Genomic DNA, 26,232 nt, shown 5'->3' with positions numbered 1-26,232 from the left:
CGGGTTTGAGCCCAATGTAGCCGTTTGACGAGTAAGGCACACAGGCTCTCGCCAAACTCCGTTCGAACCAACGACAGTCGGCAAGAAACGATTGGTTTTTAAGGGGCAGGCTGCCGGTGTTTTGCCGTAGCAACCGACTTTAGTGCACATGAGCAATGGAAAAAACGAATTGTTTCCCAAGGTCTTTTGACGCAGATCAATTCTGCTCCCTACTCTGCGTTTTACCTTTTTGAAGTTCACGTAGCGGTGGCAGGGATCAGATCGCGGTAGAAATAGATGTTGACTGCGATTTCTCTCTACCTCTTGGGGGGAGGCGCACAGCATGCCAAGAATCGAAGGAACGAAACGAAGTGACGTCCTGTCAGGTACGCCCGATGCCGACGAGATAATTGGCCTTGCCGGAAATGACACCGCCCACGGAAATGGTGGCGGTGACGTATTTGACATGGGTCGGGGCGACGACGTTGCCTTTGGAAGTGACGCGTTCGACGTGTTCATCATGGGGAGAGGGGATGACGTCGCCTTTGGGAACGGTGGCGGCGATCTTTTTGACATGGGAGCCGGCGACGACACAGCCTACGGCGGTGACGGAGCGGACTACTTCGATCTCGGCTCAGGCGACGACATCGCCCATGGGGGCGAATTCGATTGGTTCGACCCCGGCCCGGGTGACGACACGCTCTATGGCGGCATGGGCTCGGTGGCCTACGGATCGCCTGGAAGTGACACATACATTGGGGTCGAGAACCTGTTCTTCTTCGGGTTCGGCAGCGATACAGGCCTCGGAGAGCCGCCGGAATTCGGCCCCAATGGCGTGACAGTCGATCTCGAAGGTGGCTGGGCGATTGATACCTGGGGCGATACCGACACGATCATCGGTACCAAGGACGTCTATGGCTCGGCGTATGACGACGTCATCTACGGCGACGCCCAGAACAACTACTTCAATGGCAATACCGGCGCAGACGCATTCTATGGCCGCGAGGGCAGCGACGCGGTGACCTATAACACCGACATCTATTCAGGCACCGGTCCCATGAGCATGTATATCGACCTCGATGCCGGATACGCGATGACCATCGATGGCGACTGCGAGATCCTCGACAGTATCGAGAACATCCGCGCCAGCCACTACGACGATGTCGTTATCGGGTCGGATGAGGACAACACGATCATGGGGCTGGACGGGGCCGATACGCTGGACGGCGGGGATGGGATCGACACGGTGCGCTACGATCGCGATGCCGCATATTGGAGCCCGACAAGCGGACAGGGGTCGCTCGGCGTCGTGGTCTATCTTGAGGCGTTCGAGGAAGGCGAAGGGTGGCCCGATCATCCGTTTGCCTGGGACGGCTACGGAAATACAGACACCCTAGCGAATTTCGAGAACGTGACCGGCACGCGCACCGATGACTTCATCTACGGCGATGGCGGCGGAAACGTCCTGACCGGGCTTGGCGGAAATGACAGGCTTAGGGGACGTGACGGCGACGATACGCTTTATGGTGGCGGCGGTAACGACAAAATCGACGGCCAAGAGGGTGACGATCACCTCTGGGGCGGCTCGGGTCGCGACGTTTTCCAGTTCAGACGGGCGATCAACGGCGATGACGTTATCCACGACTACGACACGTCTGAAGGGGACGTCATCTTCTTTGGTATCGAGGCGTCACCCGTGAAGACCGAGAGCGACTACGTCGTCACGCAGGTGGGTGCGGACGCTTTGATCACTTTCGAGGCGGGGAGCATTCTGGTTCTGGACGTGGACGCGGCGACGTTGAGTATCGAAATCGCCTAGCCTGTGAGATACCGAGGTTCACTCGGGATTGATAAAGTGCCGCTCCGTCCAGCACCGCGGACGTTCCCCGTGATCGCGGACGCGCGCCCAAAGCCTTTCAAAGGCTTTGGGGCGAACTCTTTTGAAGAGTTCGCTGCGGATATTTATGGGCCGATAAAGAGGTTGGCGCTCAGCCGAGCGCCTCGCGGATCGCGGTGCCGGCGGCCCAACCGGAGGACCATGCCCACTGGAAGTTGTAGCCGCCGAGCCAGCCGGTGACGTCGACCGCCTCGCCGATGACGTAAAGGCCGGGGACGGTTTGCGCCATCATCGTGCGGGAGGAGAGCGCGTCGGTGTCGATCCCGCCGAGTGTCACTTCGGCGGTGCGGTAGCCTTCGGTGGCGGTGGGTTTGAGCGTCCAGGCGTTGAGGGCGTGGCCGATCTCGGTGAGCCGTTTGTCGGACTGGTCGGCAAGGCGGGCGTCGCCGCCCATGCGCGCCATCATCTCGGTGGCGAGGCGGGCCGGCAGATGCGCCTCCAGCACGGTCGCGATCTGGCGGCGGCCGCGCTCTTTCTTCTCGTGGGAGAGCCACTGGCCGAGATCGGTGCCGGGGGCGAGGTCGAGGGTGATCTCGTCGCCCTCGCGCCAGTAGGAAGACGCCTGCAGGATCGCGGGGCCCGAGAGGCCGCGATGGGTGAAAAGAATGGCCTCGTCGAAGACGGTGCCATTGGCGGTGGCGCGGCCCATGACGGAGAGGCCGGAGAGCGCCTTGAGGTCGGCGAGGCTGTCGCCGAAGGTGAAGGGGACGAGCGCGGGGCGGGTTTCCGTCAGGGCCAAGCCGAATTGTTCGGCGATGGCGTACGCCCGGCCGGTGGCGCCCATCTTTGGGATGGACTTGCCGCCGGTGGCGACGACGAGGTTCCGCGCGACGGCCTGCGTCTCGCGCCCCTCGCGGGTGAGGGTGACGTGGAAGGCGCCGTCGCGGTGGGCGATCTCGCCGATGTCGGTCCGGAGCCAGAGCTCGGCCCCGGCCTTCGCCATCTCGTCGGTGAGCATGTCGATGATGTCGCGGGCGCTGTCGTCGCAGAAGAGCTGGCCCAGGGTCTTCTCGTGCCAGGGGATGCCGTGGCGCTGGACGAGGTCCAGAAAATCCCATTGGGTATAGCGGCTTAGCGCCGACTTGGCGAAATGGGGGTTCCGGCTGAGAAAGCGGTCGGGCGCGGTGTGGAGGTTGGTGAAGTTGCAGCGCCCGCCGCCCGAGATCCGGATTTTCTCGCCCGGTGCCTTTGCGTGATCGACGACAAGAGTGCGCCCGCCCGAATGGGCGGCGCACATCATGCCGGCGGCGCCGGCGCCAAGGATCAGGGTGTCGACGCGGGTCTCTTTCATGGCGGGGCGGGGTCTCCGGGTGGACCCTTTGCCTAGCGGCTTCGAACGCGATTCGCCATCTGCCGGAATCGTGATGTTTTTCTGGCACTTTGGGGGGGTATTCGTTACTCTGAAGGTCAGACCCGGACAACCGGGCGGAACGAGGCAGACGAGCGACGCTCATGACGGAAATGGTTTACGGCTCTGTCCCCACGCGGGACGGAGAGCCCATCCTACCCAGGTGGTGGCGGACGATCGACAAATGGTCGATCAGCTGCGTGTTGATCCTGTTCGGCATCGGCCTTTTGCTGGGCCTCGCGGCGTCGCCGCCCTTGGCCGAGCGTAACGGGTTCGGCGCGTTTCACTATGTCGAGCGGCAGGTCGCCTTCGGCATGATGGCGATGGTCACGATGTTCGCGCTGACGCTGATGTCGCCGCAGACGATCCGGCGGCTTGGTGTCCTGGGCTTCGCGGCGGCTTTCGTGGCGTTGCTGCTGCTGCCGGTTTTCGGGACGGATTACGGCAAGGGCGCGACCCGGTGGTTCTCACTGGGGTTCGGGTCGGTGCAGCCGTCGGAATTCCTGAAGCCCGGTTTCATCATCGTCGCGGGCTGGATGATTGCCGCCTCGAACGAGGTGGCGGGACCGCCGGGCAAGACGTGGTCTTTCGCGATCGCGCTCTTCATCGCGCTTCTTCTCGCGCTTCAGCCCGATTTCGGGCAGGCCTGTCTGGTCCTGTTCGGCTGGGGCGTGATGTATTTCGTGGGCGGCGCGCCCTTCTTCGTGCTGGCGGGCATCCTCGGTCTGACACTCCTCGGCGGCGCGGTCGCCTATCAGAATTCCGAGCATTTCGCCCGGCGGATCGACGGGTTTCTCTCGGCCGAGGTCGATCCGACGACGCAGCTTGGCTATGCCGCGAACGCCATTCGCGAGGGCGGGTTCCTTGGCGTGGGCGTGGGCGAAGGCACGGTGAAATGGTCGCTGCCGGATGCGCATACGGATTTCATCATCGCGGTCGCGGCCGAGGAATACGGGCTGATCCTGGTTCTCGTGATCATCGCGCTTTACATGACGATCGTTCTGCGCTCGCTCTTCCGGCTGATGCGCGAGCGTGACCCGTTCATCCGGCTGGCCGGAACGGGGCTGGCCTGCACCTTTGCCGTGCAGGCGATGATCAACATGTCGGTGGCCGTGCGCCTTTTGCCGGCCAAGGGCATGACGCTGCCCTTCGTGTCCTATGGCGGGTCGTCCGTCATCGCGAGCGGTATCCTGATCGGGATGCTTCTGGCGCTGACGCGGGTGCGCCCGCAGGGCGAGATCCGCGACTATCTGATCCGGAGCGGACGGTGAGCGCCGCGCCCCATCTTGTCATCGCCGCGGGCGGCACGGGCGGGCATATGTTCCCCGCTCAGGCGCTGGCCGAAGCGATGCTGGAGCGGGGCTGGCGCGTAACGCTGACGACGGACGCGCGGGGTGCGCGCTATACGGGCGGCTTTCCCTCTGCCGTGACCATCCGCGAGATGCCGAGCGCGACCTTCGCGCGGGGCGGCGCGCTCGCCAAGGCGCTGGTGCCGTTCCGGCTGGCGGCGGGGCTCTTGACGGCGCTCGGGCGCTTTCTGTCGGACCGGCCCACGGTGGTGGCGGGCTTTGGCGGCTATCCGTCGATCCCGGCGCTTGGCGCGGCATGGGCGCTTCGCATCCCGCGCATGATCCACGAACAGAACGGCGTTCTGGGCCGCGTGAACGAGGTCTTCGCCCCCCGCGTCGACCGCGTGGCCTGCGGAACGTGGCCCACGGCGCTTCCCTCGGGCGTCGTGGGCGCGCGCACCGGCAACCCGGTCCGCTCGGCGGTTCTGGACCGGGCGGGCGCGCCCTATCCCGGCCTTGATGGCGATCTGGGTATCCTCGTCATGGGCGGCAGTCAGGGCGCGCGCATCCTGTCCGAGATCGTGCCCGAGGCCATCACCCGCCTGCCCTCGTCCATCCGCGACCGGCTGGCCGTTTCGCATCAGGCGCGGGCCGAGGACGAGGCACGGGTGCGGGAGCATTACGAAGCGGCGGGCATCCGGGCCACCGTGCGCCCCTTCTTCGACGACGTGCCGAAGCGCCTGGCCGAAGCCGCGCTGGTCGTGAGCCGGGCGGGCGCGTCCTCGGTCGCGGATATCAGCGTGGTCGGGCGCCCGTCGATCCTGATCCCCTTCGCCGCCGCGACCGCCGACCATCAGACAGCCAATGCGCGCGGTCTGGCCGAGGCAGGCGGCGCTTTGCTCATCCAGGAATCCGAGCTTGACCCCGCTTCTCTCTCCGAACACATGCTCGCCATCCTGACGACGCCCGCCACCGCAGATCGTATGCGGCAGGGGGCGCTTTCGCACGGAATGCCAGATGCCACGGATCGCCTTGTCTCGCTTGTCGAGGAGCTGGGCGGGAAAGGAACGCCATGAACGCCGCCGCCGTTACCAAGCTGCCCACCGATATGGGGCCGATTCACTTTGTGGGTATCGGCGGGATCGGGATGTCGGGGATCGCCGAGGTGCTGCTGTCGGCGGGCTATACCATTCAGGGCTCGGACCTGAAGCGGTCGAAGATCACCAACCGGCTGGAGGAGCTGGGGGCCACGATCTTCGAAGGGCAGAAGGCCGAGAACCTGGAAGGCGCCGAGGTCATCGTGATCTCGTCCGCGATCAAGCGCGGCAACCCCGAACTGGACGAGGCGCGGCGGCTGGGCCTGCCCGTCGTGCGGCGGGCCGAGATGCTGGCCGAGCTGATGCGCCTTCGCTCGAACATCGCGGTGGCGGGCACGCACGGCAAGACGACCACCACGACGATGGTGGCGGCCCTTTTGGATGCGGGCGGGATCGACCCGACGGTGATCAATGGCGGGATCATCCACGCCTATGGATCGAACGCGCGTGTGGGTGCGGGCGAATGGATGGTGGTCGAGGCCGACGAGTCGGACGGCACCTTCAACCGCCTGCCTGCGACGATCGCCATCGTCACCAATATCGACCCCGAGCACATGGAGCACTGGGGCACGGTCGAAAACCTGCGGAAGGGTTTCGACGATTTCGTGTCAAACATCCCCTTCTACGGGCTGGCCGTTCTCTGCACCGACCACCCCGAGGTGCAGGCGCTAGTGGGGCGCGTCACAGACCGGCGGGTCGTGACCTTTGGCTTCAACGCGCAGGCGGACGTGCGGGCGGTGAACCTGCGCTACGAGCGCGGGATCGCGCATTTCGATATTGCGCTCTCGAATGACGAGATGCTGATCGAGGGCTGCACATTGCCGATGCCGGGGGACCACAACGTCTCGAACGCGCTGGCCGCCGTGGCGGTGGCCCGGCATCTGGGCATGAAGGCCGTCGAGATCCGCGAGGCGCTGGCCGCGTTCAAGGGCGTCAACCGTCGCTTCACCAAGGTGGGCGAAGTGGACGGTGTGACGATCATCGACGATTACGGCCACCACCCGGTCGAGATCGCCGCCGTGCTGAAGGCCGCGCGGCAGGCGACGGATGGCCGGGTGATCGCCGTCCATCAGCCGCACCGCTTTTCACGGCTGTCGAACCTGTTCGAGGATTTCTGCACCTGTTTCAACGATGCCGATGTGGTGGGCATCGCCGAGGTGTTCGGCGCGGGCGAGGACCCGATCCCCGGCGCGACTCGCGAAGACCTCGTGGCCGGTCTGATCCGCCACGGGCACCGGCACGCGCGCGCCATCGTGTCAGAGGACGATTTGGAACGGCTGGTCCGCGAGCAGGCCCGGCCGGGCGACATGGTGGTCTGTCTCGGCGCGGGCACGATCAGCGCATGGGCGGGCAACCTGCCGGGACGGCTGATGAAAAAGGCGGGCTGACGGGCGGAAACAGTCTGTTCCCGGCCCTTCGGGGCATTTATGTCGAATTTGTGGCAGTAATTTGGTAAACAGAGGGCGAATGTCCGCTGCGGATGTTCGGTTTGTACAAGTATCCCAACCGGCAGAATGCCGGAAAGTAACGAGTGAAGACTGCCATGTCCCCTATCGAACGCGTTCGCCAGCGCTCGAAGGCCCGGTCGATTCTTGGCCTCGACGGCGCACCCTCGCTGGAAGAAATCCGCAAGGCCTATCGCCGGAAGGCCTTCGACATCCATCCTGATCGCGGCCATGGATCGAGCGACGATCTGGCCGAGCTGAACGCCGCCTATGCGCTGCTGACAGGCGATATGCCGGAGGCGGCCAATGCCGCGCCCGAAGAGCGCAAAGTCTCTGCGCGACGCCCTACCCGGCCCGAACTGGGCATTCGCGTCCTTGCCGTGGACGAGATGACGATGAAGCGTGCCGAGCGGCTTCTGGCCGAGACGCGCGAGGATGCGTCGGCCGAGCATGTCGCGGTGAATATCCGCCAGACGGGCCGCCGCCTGACCTATCTCTTCTCCAGCCGGTTGTCCCAGGGGCGGAACCGCATCGCGCTTCCGGCTGAGATCCTCGCCTCGCCCGTGCGGAACACGCCGCGCATCATCACCTTCCGTTCGGCCAATGCGGGGCGCGGTCAGGTGCGCCTGCCCCGCGATCTGGTGACGGCGAATTTCCCCGGCGCGACCGAGGTGGTCCTGCAATTCGGCGTGGCGGTGAACTGACCGGCTAGGTCGCCGAGGCGAAGGCCATGTCGATCATCCGCTGCGTGCCGCGGCTGAATTCGAGCGGGACGGGATAGGCCTCTTCGCCCCGGAGGGCGCGGCCGAAAGCCTCGACCTGTAGAACGTATTGCCGTGCTTCGGGCCAGCGCCAGGTTTGCTCGCTGCCGCCCGCATCCAGAGTGACGGACGCCTCCTTGTAGACGCCCGCGTTGAAGGGCGCCGTCAGGATGACCCGCCCCTTGTCGCCCAGAAACTCGACCCGCTGGTTGGGGTGCATCCGCATGGAGAGAAGCGCCTCCATCCGCACCTCGCCGAAGCGCGCGCGGACCGAGGCGATGGTGTCCACGTCGTTCTCCCATGTGATGTCGGCATCGACCGTCTCGGGTTCGGCGCCAAGGACGAAGCGGGTGGCGCCGAAGGGATAGACCCCGATGTCCCGGATGCCGCCCCCCGCCGTTTCGGGGCGGTTGCGGATGTTTCCGGGGCTGGCGGCGTTGTTGTAGGCGAAGATGCTGTGGACGTGGCGAAGCGTGCCGATGGCGCCGTTTGCCACGAGGTCGCGCGCCTTGTGCCACTGGGGATGGTGCAGGATCATGTAGGCCTCGGCGGCCAGAAGCCCGGCCTTGTCCCGCGCGGCGATGAGGCTGTCGAACTCGTCTTCGGTCAACGCGATGGGCTTCTCGGTCAGGACCGGTTTGCCGGCGGCGAGCGCCTTGAGCGTCCATTCCACGTGGAGGTGGTTGGGGAGCGGTACGTAGACGGCGTCGATATCCGGGTCGGCCAGAAGCGCGTCGTAATCGTCGAAGACGCGCAGGCCCGGCGCCATGGCGGCGAACGGCGCGGCCTTGTCCGGCGACGAGGTGGCAAGGCCCGCGAGGACGGCGTTACCGGCCTGATGAATGGCGGGGGCCATGTAGTTCTGGGCGAATTTGGCGGCGCCGAGAACGCCCCAGCGGATCGGATCGGTCATGCGGTTTCCCTGTCAGTTGGCGGATGTCACGCCCGGAAGCGCGGCGACGAGCCGGGCGAAATGCTCGCCCCGCTTCTCGAAATTGTCGTACTGGTCGAAGCTGGCGGCGGCGGGGGCTAGGAGGACGGTGTCGCCCTCCTCTGCCTCTTCTGCGGCGCGGGCGACGGCGGTCTCCATCGTCTCGCAGACCTCCAAGGGCAGGTCGCCAAGGTCGAGCGCGGTCTCGGCGGCGTGGCGTCCGATGACGTAAGCCTTGACCACGTTTTCGGTGGCATTGGAGAGGCTGCCGAGGCCGCCCTCCTTCACCTGCCCGCCGACGATCCAGCGGATGCGCGGGAAGGCGGCGAGCGCCTTGGCGGCGCTGTCCACATTGGTGGCCTTCGAGTCGTTGACGAAAGTCACGCCGTCTTTCTCGCCCACCCGCTGGCTGCGGTGGGGAAGGCCACGGAAGCTCTTGAACCCTGCCTCGATCTGACGGGGCCCGAGACCGATGGCACGGAGTGCTGCATAAGCCGCGGTGGCGTTCTGGTGGTTGTGGGCGCCCGGCAGACCCGCGATCTCGCGCATGTCGATCGAGCCCACCTGTTTGCCCTTGCGCGTCTCGGAGAGGAACCCCTTGCGGACGAAGACCGACCAGCCCGGCCCGCCCAGCTTGGTGCCCGACGAGATGCGGATGACGCGCATGTCCTCGGGGCCTTCGGAGAGCTGGTTGGCGAGGAAGCGGCCTTCGGCCTCGTCCACGCCGATGACGGCGCGGTCCGGTCCGCCCTCGCTGAAGAGCCGCCGCTTGGCCGCGAAATAGCCGCCCATGCCGCCGTGGCGGTCGAGATGGTCGGGCGAGAGGTTGGTGAAGACGGCGACGTCGGGCGTGAGCGCGCGGGCGAGTTCCGTCTGGTAGGACGAGAGTTCGAGCACAACCACGCCGCCGTCGCCCGGCGGGTCTATATCAAGGACGCCGCGCCCGATATTACCCGCCAGCTGCGCCTCGCGCCCGTCTTCCACCAGAACGTGGTGGATCAGCGCCGAGGTGGTGGATTTGCCGTTCGAGCCGGTCACCGCGATGACGCGGGGGGGGGTGTCGAAGCTGTCCCAGTCGGACTGACCGAGCGAGCGGAAGAACAGGCCGATATCGTTGTCCACGGGCACGCCCCTATCGAGCGCGGCGGCGATCCAGCGGTTGGGCTCGGGGTAGAGATGGGGGATGCCGGGCGATACGACGAGGGCGGCGAGGTTTTCCCATGTCTCAGAGCGGGACGGATCGGCCAGCTTCAGGCCCTGCGCCTCGGCTGCCTCGCGCGCGGTGGCGCTGTCGTCCCAGACCAGCGCCTCGGCGCCACCCGCGGCCAGCGAGGCCGCCGCCGCCTGCCCGGTACGGCCAAGGCCCAGCACCAGAACGCGCCGCCCGTCGAAGCCAAGTGTCGGAATCATGCCTGCCCCCGTCTTTCGGGGCGGAGATTAACGGCGGTGACGGGTGGGCGCCAGCGGATCACGGGGATCAGGCGGCGTCTTCGTCATCGACTTCGAACTGGCCGGACATGCGGCGCCAGAGGATGCCCCAGTACATGCCGATGGCGAGCACGATGGAGAGCGCGAGCAGCACCGCCCATGTCAGCGCTCCGGGGTTGTTCAGGCTGACGATGCCGTAATCCACCAGGACCCAGATCAGTGCGGCGATCACGGCAAGGATCAGGAGCGCGCCCAACCGGCCGATGCCCCGGAAGAGTGCGGTCAGGAACAGCGCATAGGCCACCAGCAGAAGAAGCCCGACCAGCACAACCATGGGCGTCGCATCGGACCACGAGGCGCGCGCCCAGTCGTAATAATCGTAGCGGGTCGGGTTGAAGGTGAGCGCCAGCAGAAGGAATGCGGCGATCCAGCGGATGAGAAATCCCATTGTGAGCTCCCTAACGGACTTTCAGCGTGGCCAGCCCGACAAGGGCGAGGATCAGAGAGATGATCCAGAACCGGATGACGATCTGGCTTTCGGCCCAGCCGCGTTTCTCGAAATGATGGTGGATGGGGGCCATGAGGAAGACGCGCTTGCCCGTGGCCTTGAAATAGGCGACCTGAATGATGACGCTCAGCGCCTCGACCACGAAGAGGCCGCCGATGATGGCGAGCACGATCTCGTGCTTGGTGGCGACGGCGACGGCCCCGAGCGCCCCGCCAAGGGCGAGCGATCCGGTATCGCCCATGAAAACGGCGGCGGGCGGCGCGTTGTACCAGAGAAAGCCCAGCCCCCCGCCGATCAGACCGGCGGCGATCACGAGGACTTCGCCGGTGCCGGGGACGTAGTTGATGCCGAGGTAATCGGTGAAGTCGGTGCGGCCCACGGCATAGGCGATGACGCCGAGCGACCCCGCGGCGATCATCACCGGCATGATGGCCAGCCCGTCAAGGCCGTCGGTCAGGTTCACGGCATTGGCCGCGCCCACGATGACGAGCATCGAGAAGGGGATGAACAGGAAGCCAAGATTGATCAGCACGTCCTTGAAGACCGGGAGCGCAAGCTGGTTCTGCAGCTCGACCGGGTGCAACTGCGTCGCCCAGACGCCTGCGATGGCGGCGATGGCGAAGCCGATGGCAAGACGCGTCTTGCCCGAGATACCCGCATGCGTATTTCGTGTAACCTTCTGATAATCATCGATAAAGCCGATTGCACCAAAGGCGATCGTGACGAAGAGCACCATCCAGACATAGCCGATATCGAGCCGCGCCCAGAGAAGCGACGAGGTGATCAGCGCGCCAAGGATCAGGACCCCGCCCATGGTGGGCGTGCCTGCCTTGGTCAGGATATGGCTTTCCGGCCCATCATCGCGGATCGGCTGGCCGTGGCGCTGGCGTTTCCTGAGAAGGTCGATCAGGGGCCGACCGAAAAGGAAGCCGAAGACGAGCGCCGTGAAGAACGCTCCGCCTGCGCGGAAGGTGATGTAGCGGAACAGGTTGAAGACGTCGCCGCCATCGGAAAAGGCCGTCAGCCAGTAGAGCATGTCATTCTCCCGTCTCGTCCTCGGGCGCCGCATGGCGGTCGCGGCCCAGTTTGCGCAGCGCCTCGACGACAAGGCTTACTTTCGAGCCTTTCGATCCCTTGACCAGGACCACGTCGCCTGCGTCGACCAGCGCGTGGGACTTGGACGCCATTTCCTCGGCGGTTTCAGTCCAGCGGCCCCGCCGGGATGGCGGCAGCGCGTCGTAGAGAACGCGCATCCGGTGGCCCACGCAGTCGACGCGGTCGACTTGCGCCATTGCGGGGTGATCGGCAAGGCCTGCGTGAAGCGCGGCCTCGGATGTGCCGAGTTCCAGCATGTCGCCAAGGATGGCGATGCGCCGACCCTGCCCCACGCGGCCTACCCCGTCCTTGGGCGTGATCGAGATCAGCACCCAGAGCGCGGCGCCCACAGAGGCCGGGTTGGCGTTGAACGCGTCGTCGATCAGCTCGATGGTCAGGTCTTCGACCGGGTCGATGGGCAGCGTCTCGCGCCGCCCCCGCCCGCGCGGCACGCGCCACTGGCCCAGATCGCAGGCGGCGACATCGGCATCGGCGCCCACGATTACCGCGACGCCGTAGACGGCGAGCGCGTTCATCGCGAAATGCCGGCCCGGTGCGCCGACCTTGAAAAGGAACTCCGCGCCCCGGAAGGTGCCGTGGACGACGCTCGCCCCTTCGGAGAGCGAGATATCGGTCGCCCGGAGCGCCGCGCCCGGCAAAGCGCCGAAGCCGATGGCGTCTTCCGCATGGGCCTTTGCCGCATCTGCCAGAATGCGTGCGGTTTCGACATCGGCGTTGAAGAGCGCCGTGCCGCCGGGCTCAAGCCCTTCGAAGATCGACGCCTTCTCGCGCGCGATGCCCTCGATCGACTCGAAGGCTTCCAAATGGGCGGCTGCGACGGTGGTGACGACCGCCACATGGGGGCGCGTCAGGCGGCTGAGGGGGGCGATTTCACCGGGGGCGTTCATGCCGATCTCGACCACGGCGAAATCGGTGTCCTCGGGCATTCGCGCCAGCGTCAGGGGCACGCCCCAGTGGTTGTTGTAGCTGGCCTCGGCGGCGTGACAATTCCCTTGCCGTTCAAGGACATGGCGGAGCATCTCCTTGGTCGAGGTCTTGCCCGCAGAGCCGGTGATCGCGACGACCTTCGCGCCTGTTCGGGCCCGGGCGGCGCGGCCAAGGTCGGTGAGACCGTCGAGCACGTCGGTGACGATCAGAAGGGGTGCGTCTGCCGCCACGCCCTCGGGGCGGCGGCTGACCAGCGCGGCGGCGGCACCCTTGGCGAGAGCGTCGGCCACGAAATCATGGCCGTCGCGCTCGGCCTTGAGTGCGACGAAAAGATCGCCCGGCTGGATCGTGCGCGTGTCGATGGAGACGCCGGTAACCTGCCAGTCGGCCCGGCCCTCAAGCGTGCCGCCTGTCGCCTCGCGCGCGGCTTCTGCCGTCCAGAGCGCGCTCACGCGGGTCTCCCGTCGAGAGCGGCGACGGCGACGCTGGCCTGTTCGACGTCGTCGAAGGGCAGGACCGCGTCGCCCACGATCTGGCCGGTCTCATGGCCCTTGCCCGCGATCAGAAGCGTGTCGCCGGGGCCGAGCGCGTCGACGCCGCGCAGGATCGCCTCGGCCCGGTCGGCCACTTCGGACACATCGGCGCCCCCCAGATTCGCGCCCTTGAGGATCGCGGCGCGGATGGCGGCAGGGTCTTCGCTGCGGGGGTTGTCGTCGGTCACGATGGCGATGTCGGCATGGTCGGCGGCGGCGCGGCCCATGAGCGGGCGTTTGCCGCTGTCGCGGTCGCCGCCCGCGCCGAAGACGACGATGAGCCGGCCCATGACATGGGGGCGGATCGCCTTGAGCGCGGTGGCAAGCGCGTCGGGCGTGTGGGCGTAATCGACAAAGACCGCCGCACCGTTGTCGCGGCGCGCGGCGAACTGCATCCGGCCCCGGACGGTCTGAAGCGCGTGGAGGCTGTCGAACACCTCGTCCGGGTCCGATCCGGTACCGATGCAGAGACCGGCGGCCAGAAGCGCGTTATCCGCCTGAAACCCACCGATCAGGCCAAGCGAGACGTGACGCACGCGCCCCGCCCATTCGAAGCGCAGCTCCTGCCCCGTCTGGCTGAAGCGCTGGCCGAGAATGCGGAGTGCCACGCCGTCGTCGCGCCCCACGGTCAGGAGGTCCTGCCCCATATCCTCGGCGATCTCGGCCATGCGGGGGCCCCAGTCGTCATCCATGTTGACGACGGCGGTGCCGTCCTCGTCCAGAACGCGGTTGAAGAGACCCGCCTTGGCCTGAAAATAGTCTTCAAAATCAGTGTGATAGTCCAGGTGATCCTGGCTGAGATTGGTGAAGGCCGCAGCCGCCAGACGGACCCCGTCGCAGCGCCGCTGCGCGAGGCCGTGGGACGAGGCCTCCATCGCCGCGTGGGTGATCCCCGCCTCGGCCAGCCGGGCCAGCATCCGGTGCAGAGTGATCGGCTCGGGCGTGGTGTGTTTGAGCGGCGCGGTGAAGGCGCCTTCGACGCCGGTGGTGCCGAGGTTGACCGCCTCGCGGCCCATCTCGATCCAGAGCTGGCGGGCGAAGGTGGATACGCTGGTCTTGCCGTTGGTGCCGGTGACTGCGACCATGGTTTCCGGCTGCGCCTCGAACCAGAGGGCGGCGGTGAAGGCGAGCGCCTCGCGCGGGTCCTCGGCCACGACGACCGGCACGCCGGCGGCGGCGATCTCGTTCGCGGCGATGGCCGCGCCCTCGCGGTCGGTCAGGATGGCGCCCGCCCGCATCCGAAGCGCGTATTGGATGAATTCGGCGCCATGGACCTTGGTGCCGGGAAGCGCGGCGAAGAGGTGGCCCTCTTTCACGTCGCGGCTGTCGACCGAAAGGCCCGTGATCCGGGTCTCGGCCCCGCCGCGCGCGGCCAGCCCGAGCTCGGCCAGTGTCTTTGTCTTCGCTCGGGTCTGCATCCGCTCAGCCTCTTTTTATCAGTCGCTGCGCGCCAGTGTTACACCTGTCAGCGCGGGGGGTTCAACGGCTGGTGCCAGCCCGAGAAGCGGGGCGGCGCGGCGAATGACCTCGGCGGCGACGGGAACGGCGGTCCAGCCGGCGGTGCGGCGGGGTTCGGTGCCGCTGGTCTCGACCGGCTCGTCCAGCGTCACGACAAGGACATAGCGGGGATCGTCTGCGGGGAAGACGGTGGCGAAGGTCGCGATCACCTTGTCTTCGTAATAGCCGCCCTGCGGGCGCGGCTTGTCGGCGGTGCCGGTCTTGCCGCCGACGCGGTAGCCCGGCACCTCGCCAAAGCTGGCCGTGCCACGGGTGACGACGGCGCGCAGCATCTCGCGGGCCTGCCGGCTGGTATCCTCGCTGACGACGCGCGGGCCGAGGGTGGGCGCGTCCTGCCTCAGGATCGTCGGCGTCACCTTGCGCCCGCCGTTCAGAAGCGAGGCATAGGCGGTCGCCAGATGCAGCGGGCTCGCCGAAATGCCGTGGCCGTAGCTGATGGTCATGGTCGAGATCTCGGACCAGTTTGGCGGCAGAAGCGGGCGCGCCCCTGTGGCCTCGATCAGCTCGATGGGGGCCGCTTCGAGGAGGCCGAGCTGGCCGAGGAAATCCTGCTGGCGCTCGGTCCCGATCATCATGGCGATGCGCGCGGTACCGATGTTGGAGGATTTGACGATGATGTCCTCGACACTGAGTTCCGAGCCGTAGTTGCGGAAATCGCGGATCTTGTGGCGGCCCCATGTAAGCGGGCCGCGCGTGTCGATGACGGTCGAGCGGCTGACGAGGCGTTCTTCGATGCCCTGGGCGGCGGCGAAGATCTTGTAGGTCGAGCCAAGCTCGTAGACGCCCTGCACCGCACGGTTGAAGAGCGGCGAGTCGCCCGGATCGCCCGAAGTCAGCGGGCGGGGCCGGTCGTTGGGGTCGAAGTCGGGAAGGCTTGCCAGCGAGACGATCTCGCCCGTGTGCACATCCATCAGGACCGCCGCCGCGCCCTTGGCGTTCATCAGGCGCATACCGCCTTCGAGCACGCGCTCGACCGCCGCCTGCACGGTCAGGTCCAGCGACAGGGCCAGCGGCACGTCGCCCCGGCCCGGATCGCGGAGGACGTCGTCCATCGCCTTTTCCACGCCGGCGACACCCACGACCTCGGCCGAGGACACGCCCTCGCGCCCGAAGCCCGCGCCGCCAAGGACGTGGCTTGCCACCTTGCCGTTCGGATAGAGCCGCATCTCGCGCGGGCCGAAGAGAAGCCCCGGCTCGCCGATGTCGAAGACGGCCTGTTGCTGTTCGGGGCTGATGCGGCGCTTGATCCAGATGAATTTCCGCTCGCCGGTGAACTGGCGGATGAGCCGCTCTTCGTCGAGATCGGGGAAGATGCGCGCCAGCGCCCTGGCCGCGCGCACCGGTTCGATCATCTGGGGCGGCTGCGCATAGAGGGAATGGGTGGTCAGGTTGGTGGCCAGAATGCGGCCGTTCCGGTCGGTGATGTCGGCGCGGGTCGCCACGATCTGCGCGCCCGAGGCCGCCGCGCGCGGCTCGGCCGGGTCGGAGGCGGCAAGCGCCGTCATCTTGAGCGCGACCATGAAGAAGGCGCAGAGGAACACGACGCCAAGGACCAGAAGCCTTCCTTCGGCGCGTTCACGCTGTCCGTCGCGGGCCGCTTCGTGGCGGCGGGCGAGGTTTTCGCGCTCGATCGCGTCGGGGTTCTCGCCCTCTTTCCGGGCGGCGAGGATGCGGGCGAGCGGTCTGAGCGGCGTGCGGGTCATTGGTCGGCCTCGTCGCGGAGCATGACCTCGACCGGGTCCATGACCGGACCGAGAACCGGTTCGGGATAGCTGATCTGGTCGATATGGCCGAAATGGTCGGGGCGGAGCGGCAGAAGGCCGAGGCGGTCGAAATTCATGTCGGCCAGATCGGCAAGGCGTTCGGGACGGTTCAGATAGGCCCATTCGGCGCGAAGGACGCCGGCGCGCTCGCGCAGGTCGGCGATTTCGGTGCGAAGCTCGCGGACTTCGCGGAGGCTGGCCTGGGTCTGGTAGTTCTGGTGATAGGCCCAGACGGCAAGCCCCATGACGAGGCAGGCGGTGACGATGTAAAGAAGCGATTTCATCGGCGGTCCTCTCCTCTCAATGCGAGGCGCGGCAGCCCGAGTGTGCTGCGGTCCACCGGCCCGGCGGGTGCGTCGGTGCGCCGCCCGACGCGGAGCGTGGCGGAACGGGAGCGCGGGTTGCGGTCGATCTCGTCCTTGTCGGCGGTGATGCCCTTGTTCCGGGCGTCGAAGCGGGGGGCGTTCGTGGCCTCTTCCGGCTGGTAGCGGTTGCCGCCCCCGCCCTTGCCGGAACGCGCCTGAAAAAAGCGTTTCACGACGCGGTCTTCCAGAGAATGGAACGATACGACGGCCAGCCAGCCGCCGGGTTTCAACACGCGTTCCGCGGCCTCCAGCCCGTCGACCAACTCGCCGAATTCGTTGTTCACCGCGATGCGAAGCGCCTGGAACGTGCGGGTGGCCGGGTGGCTCTGGCCCGGTTTGGGCCGGGGCAGCACGCGCTCCACGATGGCGGCCAGCGCACGGGTGGTGACGATGGGGTCGGTGTCGCGCGCCGTGACGATGGCGCGGGCGATCCGGCGCGAGGCGCGTTCCTCGCCGTAGTGAAAGAGGATGTCGGCCAGCGCGGTCTCATCGGCCTCGGCCACGAGGTCGGCGGCGGAGGGGCCGGACTGACTCATCCGCATATCCAGGGGGCCGTCGGCCATGAAGGAAAAGCCACGCTCGGCCTGATCGAGCTGCATGGACGAGACGCCAAGGTCGAGGACGACGCCGTCGACCGGGGCGTCAACCGCCTGATCCAGCTTGGAAAACGTGCTTTCGACCAGCGTGAGCCGGGGGCCGTAGTCGTCGGCCCAACCGGCCGCCATCTGAAAGGCGAGCGGGTCGCGGTCGATGCCGATCACGCGCTCGGCGCCCCCGTCGAGCAGGCGGCGCGTGTAGCCGCCCGCGCCGAAAGTGCCGTCGATCCAGACGCCCCCGATGGGCGCGCAGGCGTCAAGGATCGCGTCGATCAGAACGGGGATATGCGGTGCGTCCTGCGGTGCCCGGGCAGCGGCGGCCATCGCTCAGACCTCCTCCTCGCTTTCGAGGAGGGTCCAGATGTCGGCCCCGCCAAGGTTGTCGAGAAGCTCTTCCACGGCGCTGTCGTGACGCTCGTGCGTCTCGGGCTTCCAGATCTGGAAGGTGTCGCCCATGGCGATGAAATAGGCCTCGCCGTCGATCCCGATCTTCTGCCGGAGCTTCGCGGGAAGGACGATGCGCCCCGTCTCGTCGACGGTCAGCGGCATGGACTGGCCGTGAAAGACCTTTTCCATCGCGCGCCGCTTGGTCGAGCCGCGCGGAAGCGCCGCGATGGCGGCATCGACCTCGTTCGCGGCGTCGATGGTGAAACATTCAAGAAAATCACGGCGCTCGTCGCCATAGACGATGACGAACTCGGGCGCCTTGCCTTCGGTCCAGGACGGGTCACCGGCCTCCAGAACACGGCGAAAATGGGCCGGGATGGACACCCTGCCCTTCGCGTCCACCTTCTGGACGCCTTCGCCTCTGAACATCCGAACCACTGTCCCGCGGCCCTTTCAAATTCTGCCCCGTCAAACCGAAAACGGCGGATCGAACTGCTGCCAGTGTTCGATCCGCCGCCCTCGTCCCGTCTCCGGGATAGTCCAGCTGCGCGCGCCACCTGGGGGGATGTCTGCTCGCCCGCGCGCCGGATCCTTCGTGTTGGAAAAGCGGTGCCTGTATGAAACCTGCTCTTTTTTGGGTCGCCGGGGTCGTTGTCTGCCCCGTTGTGCGCTGTCCCGCTCTTCCGATGTTTGGAAGGTGCCATGGGAAAACATGGGAAGCAATAGAAAATTTGGGAAATCATGGGAACGGACGGCGCCATTGAGCGTTGAGCCCGGTCGCTCTGGCCGAGATATTGGGTCTATATTTAGATTTTTGGCGCTTTAAATACTATATATTGATCCATTAGAAGCCCTCAAGAATTTCCCAAAAATTCCCGGACTTCTGGGAAAACAAGGTCAGGAGCGCCTCAAACACACCCAGAATCGCTTGAATCACCCCGCGTGAAGACAGGCAAGCCCATGCGGACCCGCAGGATAGAAGCTCGTCCCATGGATGCCCACATGGCTGCACAGCCGGATGGCCCGGGCGCGGGTCTCGCTCGCCTGCGGCTGCGGATAGGGACGTTCGGTGTTGATACGGGACGCCGGCGGCGCGGTCAGCCCATGCCGCCGCCGATCAGGCGGCGCGCCAGATGGCCATAGGCCTCGGCCACCGGCCCGTCGCCCAGGGCCACGGGTGTTCCGCTGTCACCGGCAACGCGCACGTCGAGCGACAGGGGAATCTCGCCCAGGAACGGCGCGCCGAGCGCTTCGGCCTCGGCCCGGACGCCGCCATGGCCGAAGAGGTGCTCTTCATGGCCGCAATTCGGGCAGACATAGGTGGACATGTTTTCGATCAGGCCCAGCACCGGGGTTTTCAGGGTCGCGAACATGTCGATGGCTTTCCGCGCATCGAGAAGCGCCACGTCCTGCGGGGTGGAGACGACGATGGCCCCCGTCACCTGCGCGCGCTGGCAGAGCGTGAGCTGCACGTCGCCCGTGCCCGGCGGCAGATCGACCAGCAGAACGTCGAGTTCGCCCCATTCGACCTGTGTCAGCATCTGCTGGAGCGCGCCCATCAGCATCGGCCCGCGCCAGACCACCGCCTTGGCGGGGTCGAGCATGAAGCCGATGGACATGAGCGTCACGCCGTGGGCGTGGAGCGGGATGATCGTCTTGCCGTCGGGCGAGCCGGGGCGCTTGTTGATGCCCATCATCTTGGGCTGGGACGGACCGTATATATCTGCGTCCAGAAGCCCAACGCGCCGCCCCTCTTTCGCCAGCGCCACGGCGAGGTTGGACGAGACGGTGGATTTGCCCACCCCGCCCTTGCCCGAGCCGATGGCGATGATGCGGTCGATGCCCGCGATCCGCTCGGGCCCGCCACGCTGGGGTGTGGGATGGCCGCCGATCTTGAGCGAAGGGGGCGCGCCGGCGCCCGGCTGCGGGGTGGCCGGGGGCGCTTTGGCCGCCGGGCCGTGAGCGGTGAGGACCGCGGACACCTTGTCGACGCCATCGAGAGCCGCCACGGCGCGTTCGGCCGCATCGCGCAGAGGCGCAAGAGCGCGGGCAGTCTCGGCATCGGGCGCCTCGATCACGAAGGAGACGGCGCCGCCATCGATGGAAAGGGCACGGATCAGGTCGCGGGAGACCAGATCTCCGCCTCCGGGCGCCTCCAGCGCTTTCAAGCTGTCAAGGATTCCTTCGCGAGAAACTGTCATGGCGGCCGCTTTTTGTTCGGATTGGTAAAGTAATTGTTCCCACCGTGCCGATTTGGCAACCCCACACGGAGACGCTGCCGAATTCATGGGCGTTTTGCTTAATTTACCGAAGGTTACCCATGCAATTGCTGCATAGCAGCATTGAAAACGCGGGCATTGTGCATCCGCAGCATCGGCATATGTTCGGATCATCGAGTTGACGAGCGGACAGAAACGAGCCGCGAAAGGACATGATTATGAGTGCAATGGACATCTTTTCCCGCCAGACCACGGCGCGCCCGAACCGGGTTGCAGGACTGGTCGGTGAGCTGAACGAGCGCGTGCAGCGCTACAAGACCTACCGCCGGACGCTTGACGAGCTGGACAGCCTGTCCGACCGCGAGCTGATGGATCTGGGCCTGTCGCGGTCGATGATCCGCGCCATCGCCTACCGGGCCGCCTACGACGGCTGACGCGAATTCCGAGATCAGAGGCCCCTCCTCCTCCCTGGGCTCTCTGTAAACGGCGGCGGCACCCTCCTCCTCCCTGGTGTCGCCGCACAAATTCCCGGGCCGGTCGCTGACCCGCCCACCCGAGATCAGAGGCCCTTCCTCCTCCCTGGGTTCTCTGACGAGCGCGGCGGCACCTCCTCCTCCCTGGTGTCGCCGCAGAATTCCCGGGACGGTCGATGACCGTCCCGACATCAGATCAGAGGCCCTTCCTCCTCCCTGGGTGCTCTGTAATATGCGGCGGCACCTTCCTCCTCCCTGGTGTCGCCGCTTTTTTTTGCGGGTGCGGGGGATGGCGGGCCAACCGGTGCGCAACTCGCGCGTGGTCCGTCAGGTGGGTCACTTTCGATCATGCGACACAGAGCTCGACGGGCGTGCTCGTTGACAGAGGCAATGTCATCGCTGAAAAATCTGCATGTCGTATCGGGCAAGGCAGCAGGCAGTCAGCGGCGTTGCAAATAGTCTACGAAGAATGGCCACTGAGGGTATGGTATAGTTCCGCGGGTTCTGCGGATAGCCGAGCACTGGCGGTCTCGTTCTCTTCAATTGGCCATGTGCACGAGGAGTACCCGCCACCCGAATTCGTCGGCACCTGTCAAGCGGTTGCGGGGCACGTCTTGTATGTATCCGATATCAGCCGAAGCTGGCTCAACGCTCATGACCTCCATGGGCGCGTTCAAGCGATCATCGAACGGTTTCAGCAAGAGCTCCGAACGGATCGTCTTTTCTTTATCGGCACGTCGATGGGTGCTTTCTCGGCCGTTGTGATGTCGCAGTTGATGACTGTGGACAAAGTGCTGTCGTTCTCGCCACAATATTCACCCATGTACAGACATGTTCCCGAGGAACGGCGCTGGCGGCGCTATCGAAAGCTGCTGAGAAACCACAAGTTTCCGACGATCTGCATCAACTCATCAAGGGCTGCCGACTTACTTGTCCTGCATGGCGGCACTGACGACGAACTGGTCCACGCGAAACGGTTGGACGCACGCAGAGCGGGTGTGGTGCATATCGAATTGCAACTTTACAATCACAATCTGGCGGCACAGTTGAAGGCGGAGGGCATTCTTCTGCCGCTGGCAACGGCTTTCTTTGGTGCTGACAATCAAAAATACCTCGAACTCGTGCCCCGGCCGTATTCAATCCTGTCTGCGTCTCCAAACGACCTCTAGGAAGAGCATTGAGGGTCAAACCGGAGGCAGCACAGCCGACGAGCGACACCGAGATTAGCCGTAGGCGGCTTGGACCAACCACGTGGAGTTCCAGGCTGGCTCGCAGAATGAGAACAAAACCAGCGTCTATAAAGCAACACCGCCCTACCGGTTCACGATGTCGTTGTGCATCGCCCGGATGAGGTTCGAGGCGGTTTTCTCGAACATGAAGGGCAGGATCGCATGGATCAGCGCGGCGCCGCCGGCGGCGAAGAGCCGGGCTGCGAAGCGGGACGCAAAAAGCAGGTGCTCGAAATAGGTTTCGTCGACGCTGGCGGGGTGCTGGGTGAAGGCGCGGGAGAGCGTGGTGATCATGGCGGCGGTCCTTTCGTTCGCGTGTTCGTTTGGACCAAACTACCCGGTCGGCGCCGCAAAGACTTCCCAAATGCCGCGACATACTCCAATATATTGCAACATATGTCACGCGATTTGGAATATCATGGACGATACAGACCGCCGCATCCTGAGCCAGCTTCAGAAAGATTGCGCCCAGCCGCTCGACGCGCTGGCCGAGCGAGTGAAACTCTCGCGGAACGCGCTCTGGCGGCGCATCAGGCGGCTGGAGGACGACGGCGTGATCCGGGGGCGTGTGGCGCTGCTGGATGCCGGGAAGATGGGTGTGGGCCTGTCCACCTTCGTCATGGTCAAGGCGCGCGAGCACACTGCCGAATGGCTGACCGATTTCCGGCGCGTCGTGTCGGAAATGCCCGAGATCACGGGCGCCTACCGGATGAGCGGCGATCTGGACTACATGCTCAGGGTGCGTGTGGCGAGCGTTGCGGATTACGACCGATTCTATCAGCGCTTCATCGGGCGGCTGAAGGCGTCGGACGTGTCGGCCAGCTTCGTGATGGAAGAGATCAAGGAGACGACCGAGGTGCCGGTGTGAGGCAAAGAAATTGAACCATAACTAATGGGAATGCACGCGTCATTGCCCGGATCGCGCGATAGAGACAATTCTGGCGAACAACTCGTCATTTCCAAATCGGATATTCTCGATAATCGGGTTCATCGCCGCGAAGATCGCAAAATCATCCCGCTTGTGTTCCACGATCATGGACAGGAGCGCCTCAGCTGCCATCTCTATCGGCTTTGTTTTCAATGACCTTCGCGTTAGGAGTCGCCCGACAACGGGTTTTCTCACGACATTTCCCTGAATTCGCCAACCTGGCGTCGAAACGCGGAGACCGAGCGAGAGTCCGTAATCCGCCCCCCGGCCGTCCTGCTCGATCAGATAACTAGGCGTTCCACGAGAAAGCGAGCTTACGTGAGCATGAACACGGAAGCCGACATGAAGATCTATTTCATCGTAGATGTTCAAGCCTGTCGTGGGGGTCTCGTAAATTCGCATGAATTCAATCTCATGTGAGCGGCAGAACTCCTCGACCACTGGGTTTTTGCCATGTAACGCACAACGGATTCGGGCGTCCGGAAAGATGCTGGAAAGGCCTCTCCAAAGCCGCTCAAAGCCACCCAAGAACTCGGCTGGATAGTGCGGATCACTTATGACGATCTCGCGAACATGCGGTGTTCTGGACAGCTCACGAGACCTCGTTGGACCGAATGCAACGTCACCGCGGTAGACGGACTGCGTCACACCGTGCGCCTCCAGAAACGCCTGCGTCAGAAAACCTCGGGATGTGAAGGCTTTTGCGTGAAGAGCTGTTCGGGACAGCAGATCAAAATCCACTTGGGAAAAGCCAGTCTGGACCATTTCACCCGACGCCATCTCAAGGTCCGTTCCGGCGGCCACTACTGAGAATGACGCTTTTCTCCGAAGGATTTCTTCCAAGAATCCGTACACCTGAGAAAGGTTGCTTCTTATTGCGAGACAAGCGAAGACTATGTGGTCACAGCCTTTAATGAATTCACTTGCGGCTTCAGCCGAAGTCTCACGCCATATTGACATGATCTCTGCTTGATCATCGTGGCGACGGAGAAATTCCCCGGTGGCATGAGTTATCAATGCGTCTCCGATATTCATGCTTCCGTGTTCGGGATAGGTAGATACGATGCCGTAGCGCATTGCCGATGACCTGCTCTTTTTTCAATTGATCAATGGTTTCGTTTTCCTTGAAATAACGTGATTCTAAAAGGGAGATGGGGCCAGTCTGCGCGCCATGGGAGCGTATAGGTAGCCCTCGCGCTGTTATAGAACGGCACGATGACGGACAGAAGCGGTTGGGCGGTTGAAGGCATCGGCTCGGACACGGCATTCCCTTGTTTGCCAATGCTCAAAACAGGATAACATCTCTGGATCAAGGCGTGAGCCATTTTCGGCACCCTTGGCCACGGTGAGGAACCGCGCCGGTATCTTACGGTTTTGATTCCGCAAACCCGAAAGGACAGAGAATGCGATGCCTGGCTATCCTGATAACGATGTTCTGGCCCCTCTCGGCTCTGGCGGAGCCGGTGAACATCCGCCCCGGCATCGCCTCGGTCACTGTGAAAACGCCGAACGGGCCTCGGGAGATCTCGCGCATTCAGGACAATGCGCATGAGGTCACGGGCGAATGGGCCAGGACCTCGCGCGCCTGTCCGCCGTTCTGCATCCAGCCGATGTCGCCCGCCGAAGGGGTGACGACGATCGGTGAGCTGGAGCTTCTGGAGATGCTGGCCGACCCCGAGACGATGGTGATCGACAGCCGGACACCGGATTGGTACGCGGGCGGCACGATCCCGGGCGCGGTGAACATCCCTTACACGCAGATCATCGACCAGCTTGGGCAACTGGGCTGCGAACCGGATTTCGAGGGCTGGGACTGTGAGAATGCCGAGCGCGTGGCGCTCTTCTGCAACGGGCTCTGGTGCGGGCAGTCTCCGACCGCGATCCGCAACATGATCGAAGTCGGATACCCGGCCGAGCGAATCTTCTATTACCGAGGCGGGATGCAGTCCTGGCGGGTTCTGGGGCTGACGGTGACGGGCGAGTAGCCGGTCCTCCGCTCAGAACGGCGCTTCGACGTCGCCCATGCCCACATAGACCGTTTTCCGCTCGGTATAGTGCTCGATCGCGGCGAGGCTGTTTTCGCGACCCACGCCCGACATCTTCGAGCCGCCGAAGGGCATTTCCACGGGCGCGGCGTTGTAATGGTTGATGTAGCAGGTGCCCGCCCGGAAGGCCGCCGCCACGCGGTGCGCGCGGCGGATGTCGTCGGTGAAGACCCCGGCGGCGAGGCCGAAGGGGGTGTCGTTGGCGCGCCGGATGACCTCGTCCTCGCTGTCGAAATCGAGGACGGAGAGGACGGGTCCGAAGATTTCCTCTTTCGCGATGGTCATGTCATCGGTGACGCCGGTGAAGACCGTGGGCTCAACGAAGAAGCCGTCGCGGTTCGCGCGGCGGCCGCCATGGGCCAGCGTCGCGCCCTCGGCCACGCCTTTCTCGATATAGCCCAGGACGATGTTCATCTGCGCCTCGGACACCATGGGGCCGTAATTCGTGGCCTCGTCCAGAGGATCGCCCATGACCACGCCTTTCAGGCGCTCTCGCAGGCGGTCGACGAAGGCGTCGCGGCATGTGCGCTCGACAAAGACGCGGGTGCCGTTCGAGCAGACCTGACCGGAGGAATAAAAGTTGCCGAGGATCGCGCCCGAGACGGCGCGGTCGAGATCTGCGTCGGCGAAGACGATCATGGGGGATTTGCCGCCCAGCTCCATCGTCACGTGGCGCAGACCCTCGGCGGCGGCGGCGTAGACCTTTTGCCCCGTGGGGACCGAGCCGGTCAGCGAGACCTTGGCCACGCGAGGATCGGTGACGAGAGAGGCGCCCACCCCGCCCCTGCCCTGCAGCACGTTGAAGACGCCGTCGGGCAGGCCCGCTTCCTTCAGGATTTCGGCCACGCGGAGCGCCGAGAGCGGTGTCGTTTCGGAGGGTTTGAAGACCATGGTGTTGCCGCAGGCGAGCGCGGGGGCGGCCTTCCAGCAGGCGATCTGGGTCGGATAGTTCCAGGCGCCGATGCCAACGCAGACGCCAAGCGGATCGCGCGTGGTATAGGCCCAGTCGCCGCCCGGCAGACGAAAGGTTTCGCCCGCGATGGTGGCGGCCAGTCCGCCGAAATATTCAAGCGCATCGGCGCCCGAGGTCGCGTCGGCCACCAGCGTTTCCTGCAAGGGCTTGCCGGTGTCCAGCGTCTCGATCTCGGAGAGCGCGCGGTTCTCGTCCCGCATCATGTCGGCGGCGCGGCGGAGGATGCGGCCCCGCTCGGTTCCCGAGAGCGCCGCCCATTCCGGCCCGGCGCGCTTTGCGGCGGCAAGCGCCTTGTCCACCAGCGCAGGCGTCGCCTCGTGGAGTTCGGCCAGCGTCTCGCCCGTGGCGGGGTAGATGCAGGTGATCGGCGCGCCCGCGTCGTCCTCGATATAGGCGCCGTCGATGAAATGGCTGGCTTTGGGTTGTGCGCGCATGACGGATCCTTTCGAGTTCACTCCGACCGTCTCACCACGGGCA

24 protein-coding genes are annotated in these 26,232 nt (G+C 65.1%); 9 read left to right on the top strand and 15 right to left on the bottom strand.

Features of this window, described 5'->3' with window-relative positions:
- The first annotated feature begins 322 nt into the window (after positions 1–322).
- Entirely contained in the window at positions 323–1,798 is a 1,476-nt protein-coding gene (locus tag GQ651_RS18865) for a calcium-binding protein (protein WP_160762483.1), read from the top strand.
- A gap of 169 nt (positions 1,799–1,967) precedes the next feature.
- On the opposite strand, the gene GQ651_RS01675 is transcribed toward GQ651_RS18865, so the two are convergent.
- Positions 1,968–3,167, bottom strand: coding sequence for a BaiN/RdsA family NAD(P)/FAD-dependent oxidoreductase (locus GQ651_RS01675; protein ID WP_160762482.1), 1,200 nt, complete (start codon positions 3,165–3,167; stop codon positions 1,968–1,970).
- A 161-nt stretch (positions 3,168–3,328) separates the two neighbouring features.
- On the opposite strand from GQ651_RS01675, the gene GQ651_RS01670 reads away from it, so the two are divergent.
- The 4 genes from GQ651_RS01670 to GQ651_RS01655 all read left to right on the top strand — a co-directional run bounded on the left by GQ651_RS01670 (position 3,329) and on the right by GQ651_RS01655 (position 7,759).
- Positions 3,329–4,495 carry a peptidoglycan glycosyltransferase FtsW gene (locus GQ651_RS01670; RefSeq protein ID WP_160762481.1) on the top strand — a complete coding sequence of 389 codons (1,167 nt, stop codon included), beginning with the start codon at positions 3,329–3,331 and terminating at the stop codon, positions 4,493–4,495.
- Positions 4,492–5,589, top strand: coding sequence for a UDP-N-acetylglucosamine--N-acetylmuramyl-(pentapeptide) pyrophosphoryl-undecaprenol N-acetylglucosamine transferase (locus tag GQ651_RS01665; RefSeq protein WP_160762480.1), 1,098 nt, complete (start codon positions 4,492–4,494; stop codon positions 5,587–5,589). The genes GQ651_RS01670 and GQ651_RS01665 overlap by 4 nt, the downstream gene beginning before the upstream one ends.
- Positions 5,586–6,998 carry a UDP-N-acetylmuramate--L-alanine ligase gene (murC, locus tag GQ651_RS01660; RefSeq protein WP_160762479.1) on the top strand — a complete coding sequence of 471 codons (1,413 nt, stop codon included), beginning with the start codon at positions 5,586–5,588 and terminating at the stop codon, positions 6,996–6,998. Before GQ651_RS01665 ends, murC begins: the two co-directional genes overlap by 4 nt.
- A gap of 155 nt (positions 6,999–7,153) precedes the next feature.
- Positions 7,154–7,759, top strand: a complete 606-nt coding sequence (locus GQ651_RS01655) for a J domain-containing protein (RefSeq protein WP_160762478.1) — start codon at positions 7,154–7,156, stop codon at positions 7,757–7,759.
- Positions 7,760–7,763: 4 nt separating this feature from the next.
- Here the strand turns inward: GQ651_RS01655 and GQ651_RS01650 are convergent, their stop codons facing one another.
- The 11 genes from GQ651_RS01650 to GQ651_RS01600 form a co-directional block, all read right to left on the bottom strand.
- Positions 7,764–8,729: a Gfo/Idh/MocA family protein gene (locus tag GQ651_RS01650; RefSeq protein WP_160762477.1), complete on the bottom strand. Its 966-nt coding sequence runs from the start codon at positions 8,727–8,729 to the stop codon at positions 7,764–7,766.
- 12 nt (positions 8,730–8,741) lie between these two features.
- Positions 8,742–10,157, bottom strand: coding sequence for a UDP-N-acetylmuramoyl-L-alanine--D-glutamate ligase (gene murD / locus GQ651_RS01645; protein ID WP_160762476.1), 1,416 nt, complete (start codon positions 10,155–10,157; stop codon positions 8,742–8,744).
- A gap of 67 nt (positions 10,158–10,224) precedes the next feature.
- On the bottom strand, positions 10,225–10,623 hold the full coding sequence (locus GQ651_RS01640; protein ID WP_160762475.1) for a DUF6524 family protein: 399 nt from the start codon (positions 10,621–10,623) through the stop codon (positions 10,225–10,227).
- A gap of 10 nt (positions 10,624–10,633) precedes the next feature.
- The gene (gene mraY, locus GQ651_RS01635; RefSeq protein WP_160762474.1) at positions 10,634–11,719 is read right to left on the bottom strand and encodes a phospho-N-acetylmuramoyl-pentapeptide-transferase; all 1,086 of its coding nucleotides are present in this window, start codon (positions 11,717–11,719) and stop codon (positions 10,634–10,636) included.
- A gap of 1 nt (position 11,720) precedes the next feature.
- Positions 11,721–13,178, bottom strand: coding sequence for a UDP-N-acetylmuramoyl-tripeptide--D-alanyl-D-alanine ligase (locus tag GQ651_RS01630; RefSeq protein WP_160762473.1), 1,458 nt, complete (start codon positions 13,176–13,178; stop codon positions 11,721–11,723).
- Positions 13,175–14,677 carry a UDP-N-acetylmuramoyl-L-alanyl-D-glutamate--2,6-diaminopimelate ligase gene (locus GQ651_RS01625; RefSeq protein ID WP_160762472.1) on the bottom strand — a complete coding sequence of 501 codons (1,503 nt, stop codon included), beginning with the start codon at positions 14,675–14,677 and terminating at the stop codon, positions 13,175–13,177. Before GQ651_RS01625 ends, GQ651_RS01630 begins: the two co-directional genes overlap by 4 nt.
- Before the next feature lie 18 nt (positions 14,678–14,695).
- Positions 14,696–16,480 carry a peptidoglycan D,D-transpeptidase FtsI family protein gene (locus tag GQ651_RS01620; protein ID WP_160762471.1) on the bottom strand — a complete coding sequence of 595 codons (1,785 nt, stop codon included), beginning with the start codon at positions 16,478–16,480 and terminating at the stop codon, positions 14,696–14,698.
- On the bottom strand, positions 16,477–16,824 hold the full coding sequence (gene ftsL, locus GQ651_RS01615) for a cell division protein FtsL (protein WP_160762470.1): 348 nt from the start codon (positions 16,822–16,824) through the stop codon (positions 16,477–16,479). Before ftsL ends, GQ651_RS01620 begins: the two co-directional genes overlap by 4 nt.
- Positions 16,821–17,825 carry a 16S rRNA (cytosine(1402)-N(4))-methyltransferase RsmH gene (gene rsmH / locus GQ651_RS01610; protein ID WP_160762469.1) on the bottom strand — a complete coding sequence of 335 codons (1,005 nt, stop codon included), beginning with the start codon at positions 17,823–17,825 and terminating at the stop codon, positions 16,821–16,823. The genes ftsL and rsmH overlap by 4 nt, the downstream gene beginning before the upstream one ends.
- Positions 17,826–17,828: 3 nt before the next feature.
- Positions 17,829–18,326, bottom strand: coding sequence for a division/cell wall cluster transcriptional repressor MraZ (gene mraZ / locus GQ651_RS01605; RefSeq protein WP_319637284.1), 498 nt, complete (start codon positions 18,324–18,326; stop codon positions 17,829–17,831).
- Positions 18,327–18,985: 659 nt separating this feature from the next.
- Positions 18,986–20,089, bottom strand: coding sequence for an Mrp/NBP35 family ATP-binding protein (locus GQ651_RS01600; protein WP_160762467.1), 1,104 nt, complete (start codon positions 20,087–20,089; stop codon positions 18,986–18,988).
- 236 nt (positions 20,090–20,325) lie between these two features.
- Between GQ651_RS01600 and GQ651_RS01595 the strand changes: the two genes are divergently transcribed.
- Complete coding sequence (locus tag GQ651_RS01595; RefSeq protein ID WP_160762466.1) at positions 20,326–20,541, top strand: DUF1127 domain-containing protein; 216 nt, start codon at positions 20,326–20,328, stop codon at positions 20,539–20,541.
- Between the two features lie 410 nt (positions 20,542–20,951).
- The gene (locus GQ651_RS01590; protein ID WP_160762465.1) at positions 20,952–21,749 is read left to right on the top strand and encodes a hypothetical protein; all 798 of its coding nucleotides are present in this window, start codon (positions 20,952–20,954) and stop codon (positions 21,747–21,749) included.
- Positions 21,750–21,893: 144 nt separating this feature from the next.
- Here the strand turns inward: GQ651_RS01590 and GQ651_RS01585 are convergent, their stop codons facing one another.
- Positions 21,894–22,103: a DUF6356 family protein gene (locus GQ651_RS01585; RefSeq protein WP_160762464.1), complete on the bottom strand. Its 210-nt coding sequence runs from the start codon at positions 22,101–22,103 to the stop codon at positions 21,894–21,896.
- Between the two features lie 124 nt (positions 22,104–22,227).
- Between GQ651_RS01585 and GQ651_RS01580 the strand changes: the two genes are divergently transcribed.
- Complete coding sequence (locus tag GQ651_RS01580; RefSeq protein WP_160762463.1) at positions 22,228–22,677, top strand: Lrp/AsnC family transcriptional regulator; 450 nt, start codon at positions 22,228–22,230, stop codon at positions 22,675–22,677.
- 39 nt (positions 22,678–22,716) lie between these two features.
- On the opposite strand, the gene GQ651_RS01575 is transcribed toward GQ651_RS01580, so the two are convergent.
- Complete coding sequence (locus tag GQ651_RS01575) at positions 22,717–23,814, bottom strand: polysaccharide pyruvyl transferase family protein (RefSeq protein WP_160762462.1); 1,098 nt, start codon at positions 23,812–23,814, stop codon at positions 22,717–22,719.
- 326 nt (positions 23,815–24,140) lie between these two features.
- Here GQ651_RS01575 and GQ651_RS01570 point away from each other — a divergent pair, with 326 nt between their 5' ends.
- Positions 24,141–24,722 carry a rhodanese-like domain-containing protein gene (locus GQ651_RS01570; RefSeq protein WP_160762461.1) on the top strand — a complete coding sequence of 194 codons (582 nt, stop codon included), beginning with the start codon at positions 24,141–24,143 and terminating at the stop codon, positions 24,720–24,722.
- Positions 24,723–24,734: 12 nt separating this feature from the next.
- On the opposite strand, the gene betB is transcribed toward GQ651_RS01570, so the two are convergent.
- Entirely contained in the window at positions 24,735–26,189 is a 1,455-nt protein-coding gene (betB, locus tag GQ651_RS01565) for a betaine-aldehyde dehydrogenase (protein WP_160762460.1), read from the bottom strand.
- Between the last annotated feature and the right edge of the window lie 43 nt (positions 26,190–26,232).

It is taken from the genome of Kangsaoukella pontilimi (assembly GCF_009830125.1).
GTDB classification, from domain to species: Bacteria; Pseudomonadota; Alphaproteobacteria; order Rhodobacterales; family Rhodobacteraceae; genus Kangsaoukella; species Kangsaoukella pontilimi.
This window is presented reverse-complemented; position numbering and strand designations above follow the sequence as displayed.

Excerpts from the sequence above, each read along its gene's own strand:
- GQ651_RS18865 (WP_160762483.1), top strand. The coding sequence starts at position 323 with ATGCCAAGAATCGAAGGAACGAAACGAAGTGACGTCCTGTCAGGTACG.
- GQ651_RS01675 (WP_160762482.1), bottom strand. The coding sequence starts at position 3,167 with ATGAAAGAGACCCGCGTCGACACCCTGATCCTTGGCGCCGGCGCCGCC.
- GQ651_RS01670 (WP_160762481.1), top strand. The coding sequence starts at position 3,329 with ATGACGGAAATGGTTTACGGCTCTGTCCCCACGCGGGACGGAGAGCCC.
- murC (WP_160762479.1), top strand. The coding sequence starts at position 5,586 with ATGAACGCCGCCGCCGTTACCAAGCTGCCCACCGATATGGGGCCGATT.
- GQ651_RS01655 (WP_160762478.1), top strand. The coding sequence starts at position 7,154 with ATGTCCCCTATCGAACGCGTTCGCCAGCGCTCGAAGGCCCGGTCGATT.
- GQ651_RS01650 (WP_160762477.1), bottom strand. The coding sequence starts at position 8,729 with ATGACCGATCCGATCCGCTGGGGCGTTCTCGGCGCCGCCAAATTCGCC.
- murD (WP_160762476.1), bottom strand. The coding sequence starts at position 10,157 with ATGATTCCGACACTTGGCTTCGACGGGCGGCGCGTTCTGGTGCTGGGC.
- GQ651_RS01640 (WP_160762475.1), bottom strand. The coding sequence starts at position 10,623 with ATGGGATTTCTCATCCGCTGGATCGCCGCATTCCTTCTGCTGGCGCTC.
- mraY (WP_160762474.1), bottom strand. The coding sequence starts at position 11,719 with ATGCTCTACTGGCTGACGGCCTTTTCCGATGGCGGCGACGTCTTCAAC.
- GQ651_RS01625 (WP_160762472.1), bottom strand. The coding sequence starts at position 14,677 with ATGCAGACCCGAGCGAAGACAAAGACACTGGCCGAGCTCGGGCTGGCC.
- GQ651_RS01620 (WP_160762471.1), bottom strand. The coding sequence starts at position 16,480 with ATGACCCGCACGCCGCTCAGACCGCTCGCCCGCATCCTCGCCGCCCGG.
- ftsL (WP_160762470.1), bottom strand. The coding sequence starts at position 16,824 with ATGAAATCGCTTCTTTACATCGTCACCGCCTGCCTCGTCATGGGGCTT.
- rsmH (WP_160762469.1), bottom strand. The coding sequence starts at position 17,825 with ATGGCCGCCGCTGCCCGGGCACCGCAGGACGCACCGCATATCCCCGTT.
- GQ651_RS01600 (WP_160762467.1), bottom strand. The coding sequence starts at position 20,089 with ATGACAGTTTCTCGCGAAGGAATCCTTGACAGCTTGAAAGCGCTGGAG.
- GQ651_RS01595 (WP_160762466.1), top strand. The coding sequence starts at position 20,326 with ATGAGTGCAATGGACATCTTTTCCCGCCAGACCACGGCGCGCCCGAAC.
- GQ651_RS01585 (WP_160762464.1), bottom strand. The coding sequence starts at position 22,103 with ATGATCACCACGCTCTCCCGCGCCTTCACCCAGCACCCCGCCAGCGTC.
- GQ651_RS01580 (WP_160762463.1), top strand. The coding sequence starts at position 22,228 with ATGGACGATACAGACCGCCGCATCCTGAGCCAGCTTCAGAAAGATTGC.
- GQ651_RS01575 (WP_160762462.1), bottom strand. The coding sequence starts at position 23,814 with ATGCGCTACGGCATCGTATCTACCTATCCCGAACACGGAAGCATGAAT.
- GQ651_RS01570 (WP_160762461.1), top strand. The coding sequence starts at position 24,141 with ATGCGATGCCTGGCTATCCTGATAACGATGTTCTGGCCCCTCTCGGCT.
- betB (WP_160762460.1), bottom strand. The coding sequence starts at position 26,189 with ATGCGCGCACAACCCAAAGCCAGCCATTTCATCGACGGCGCCTATATC.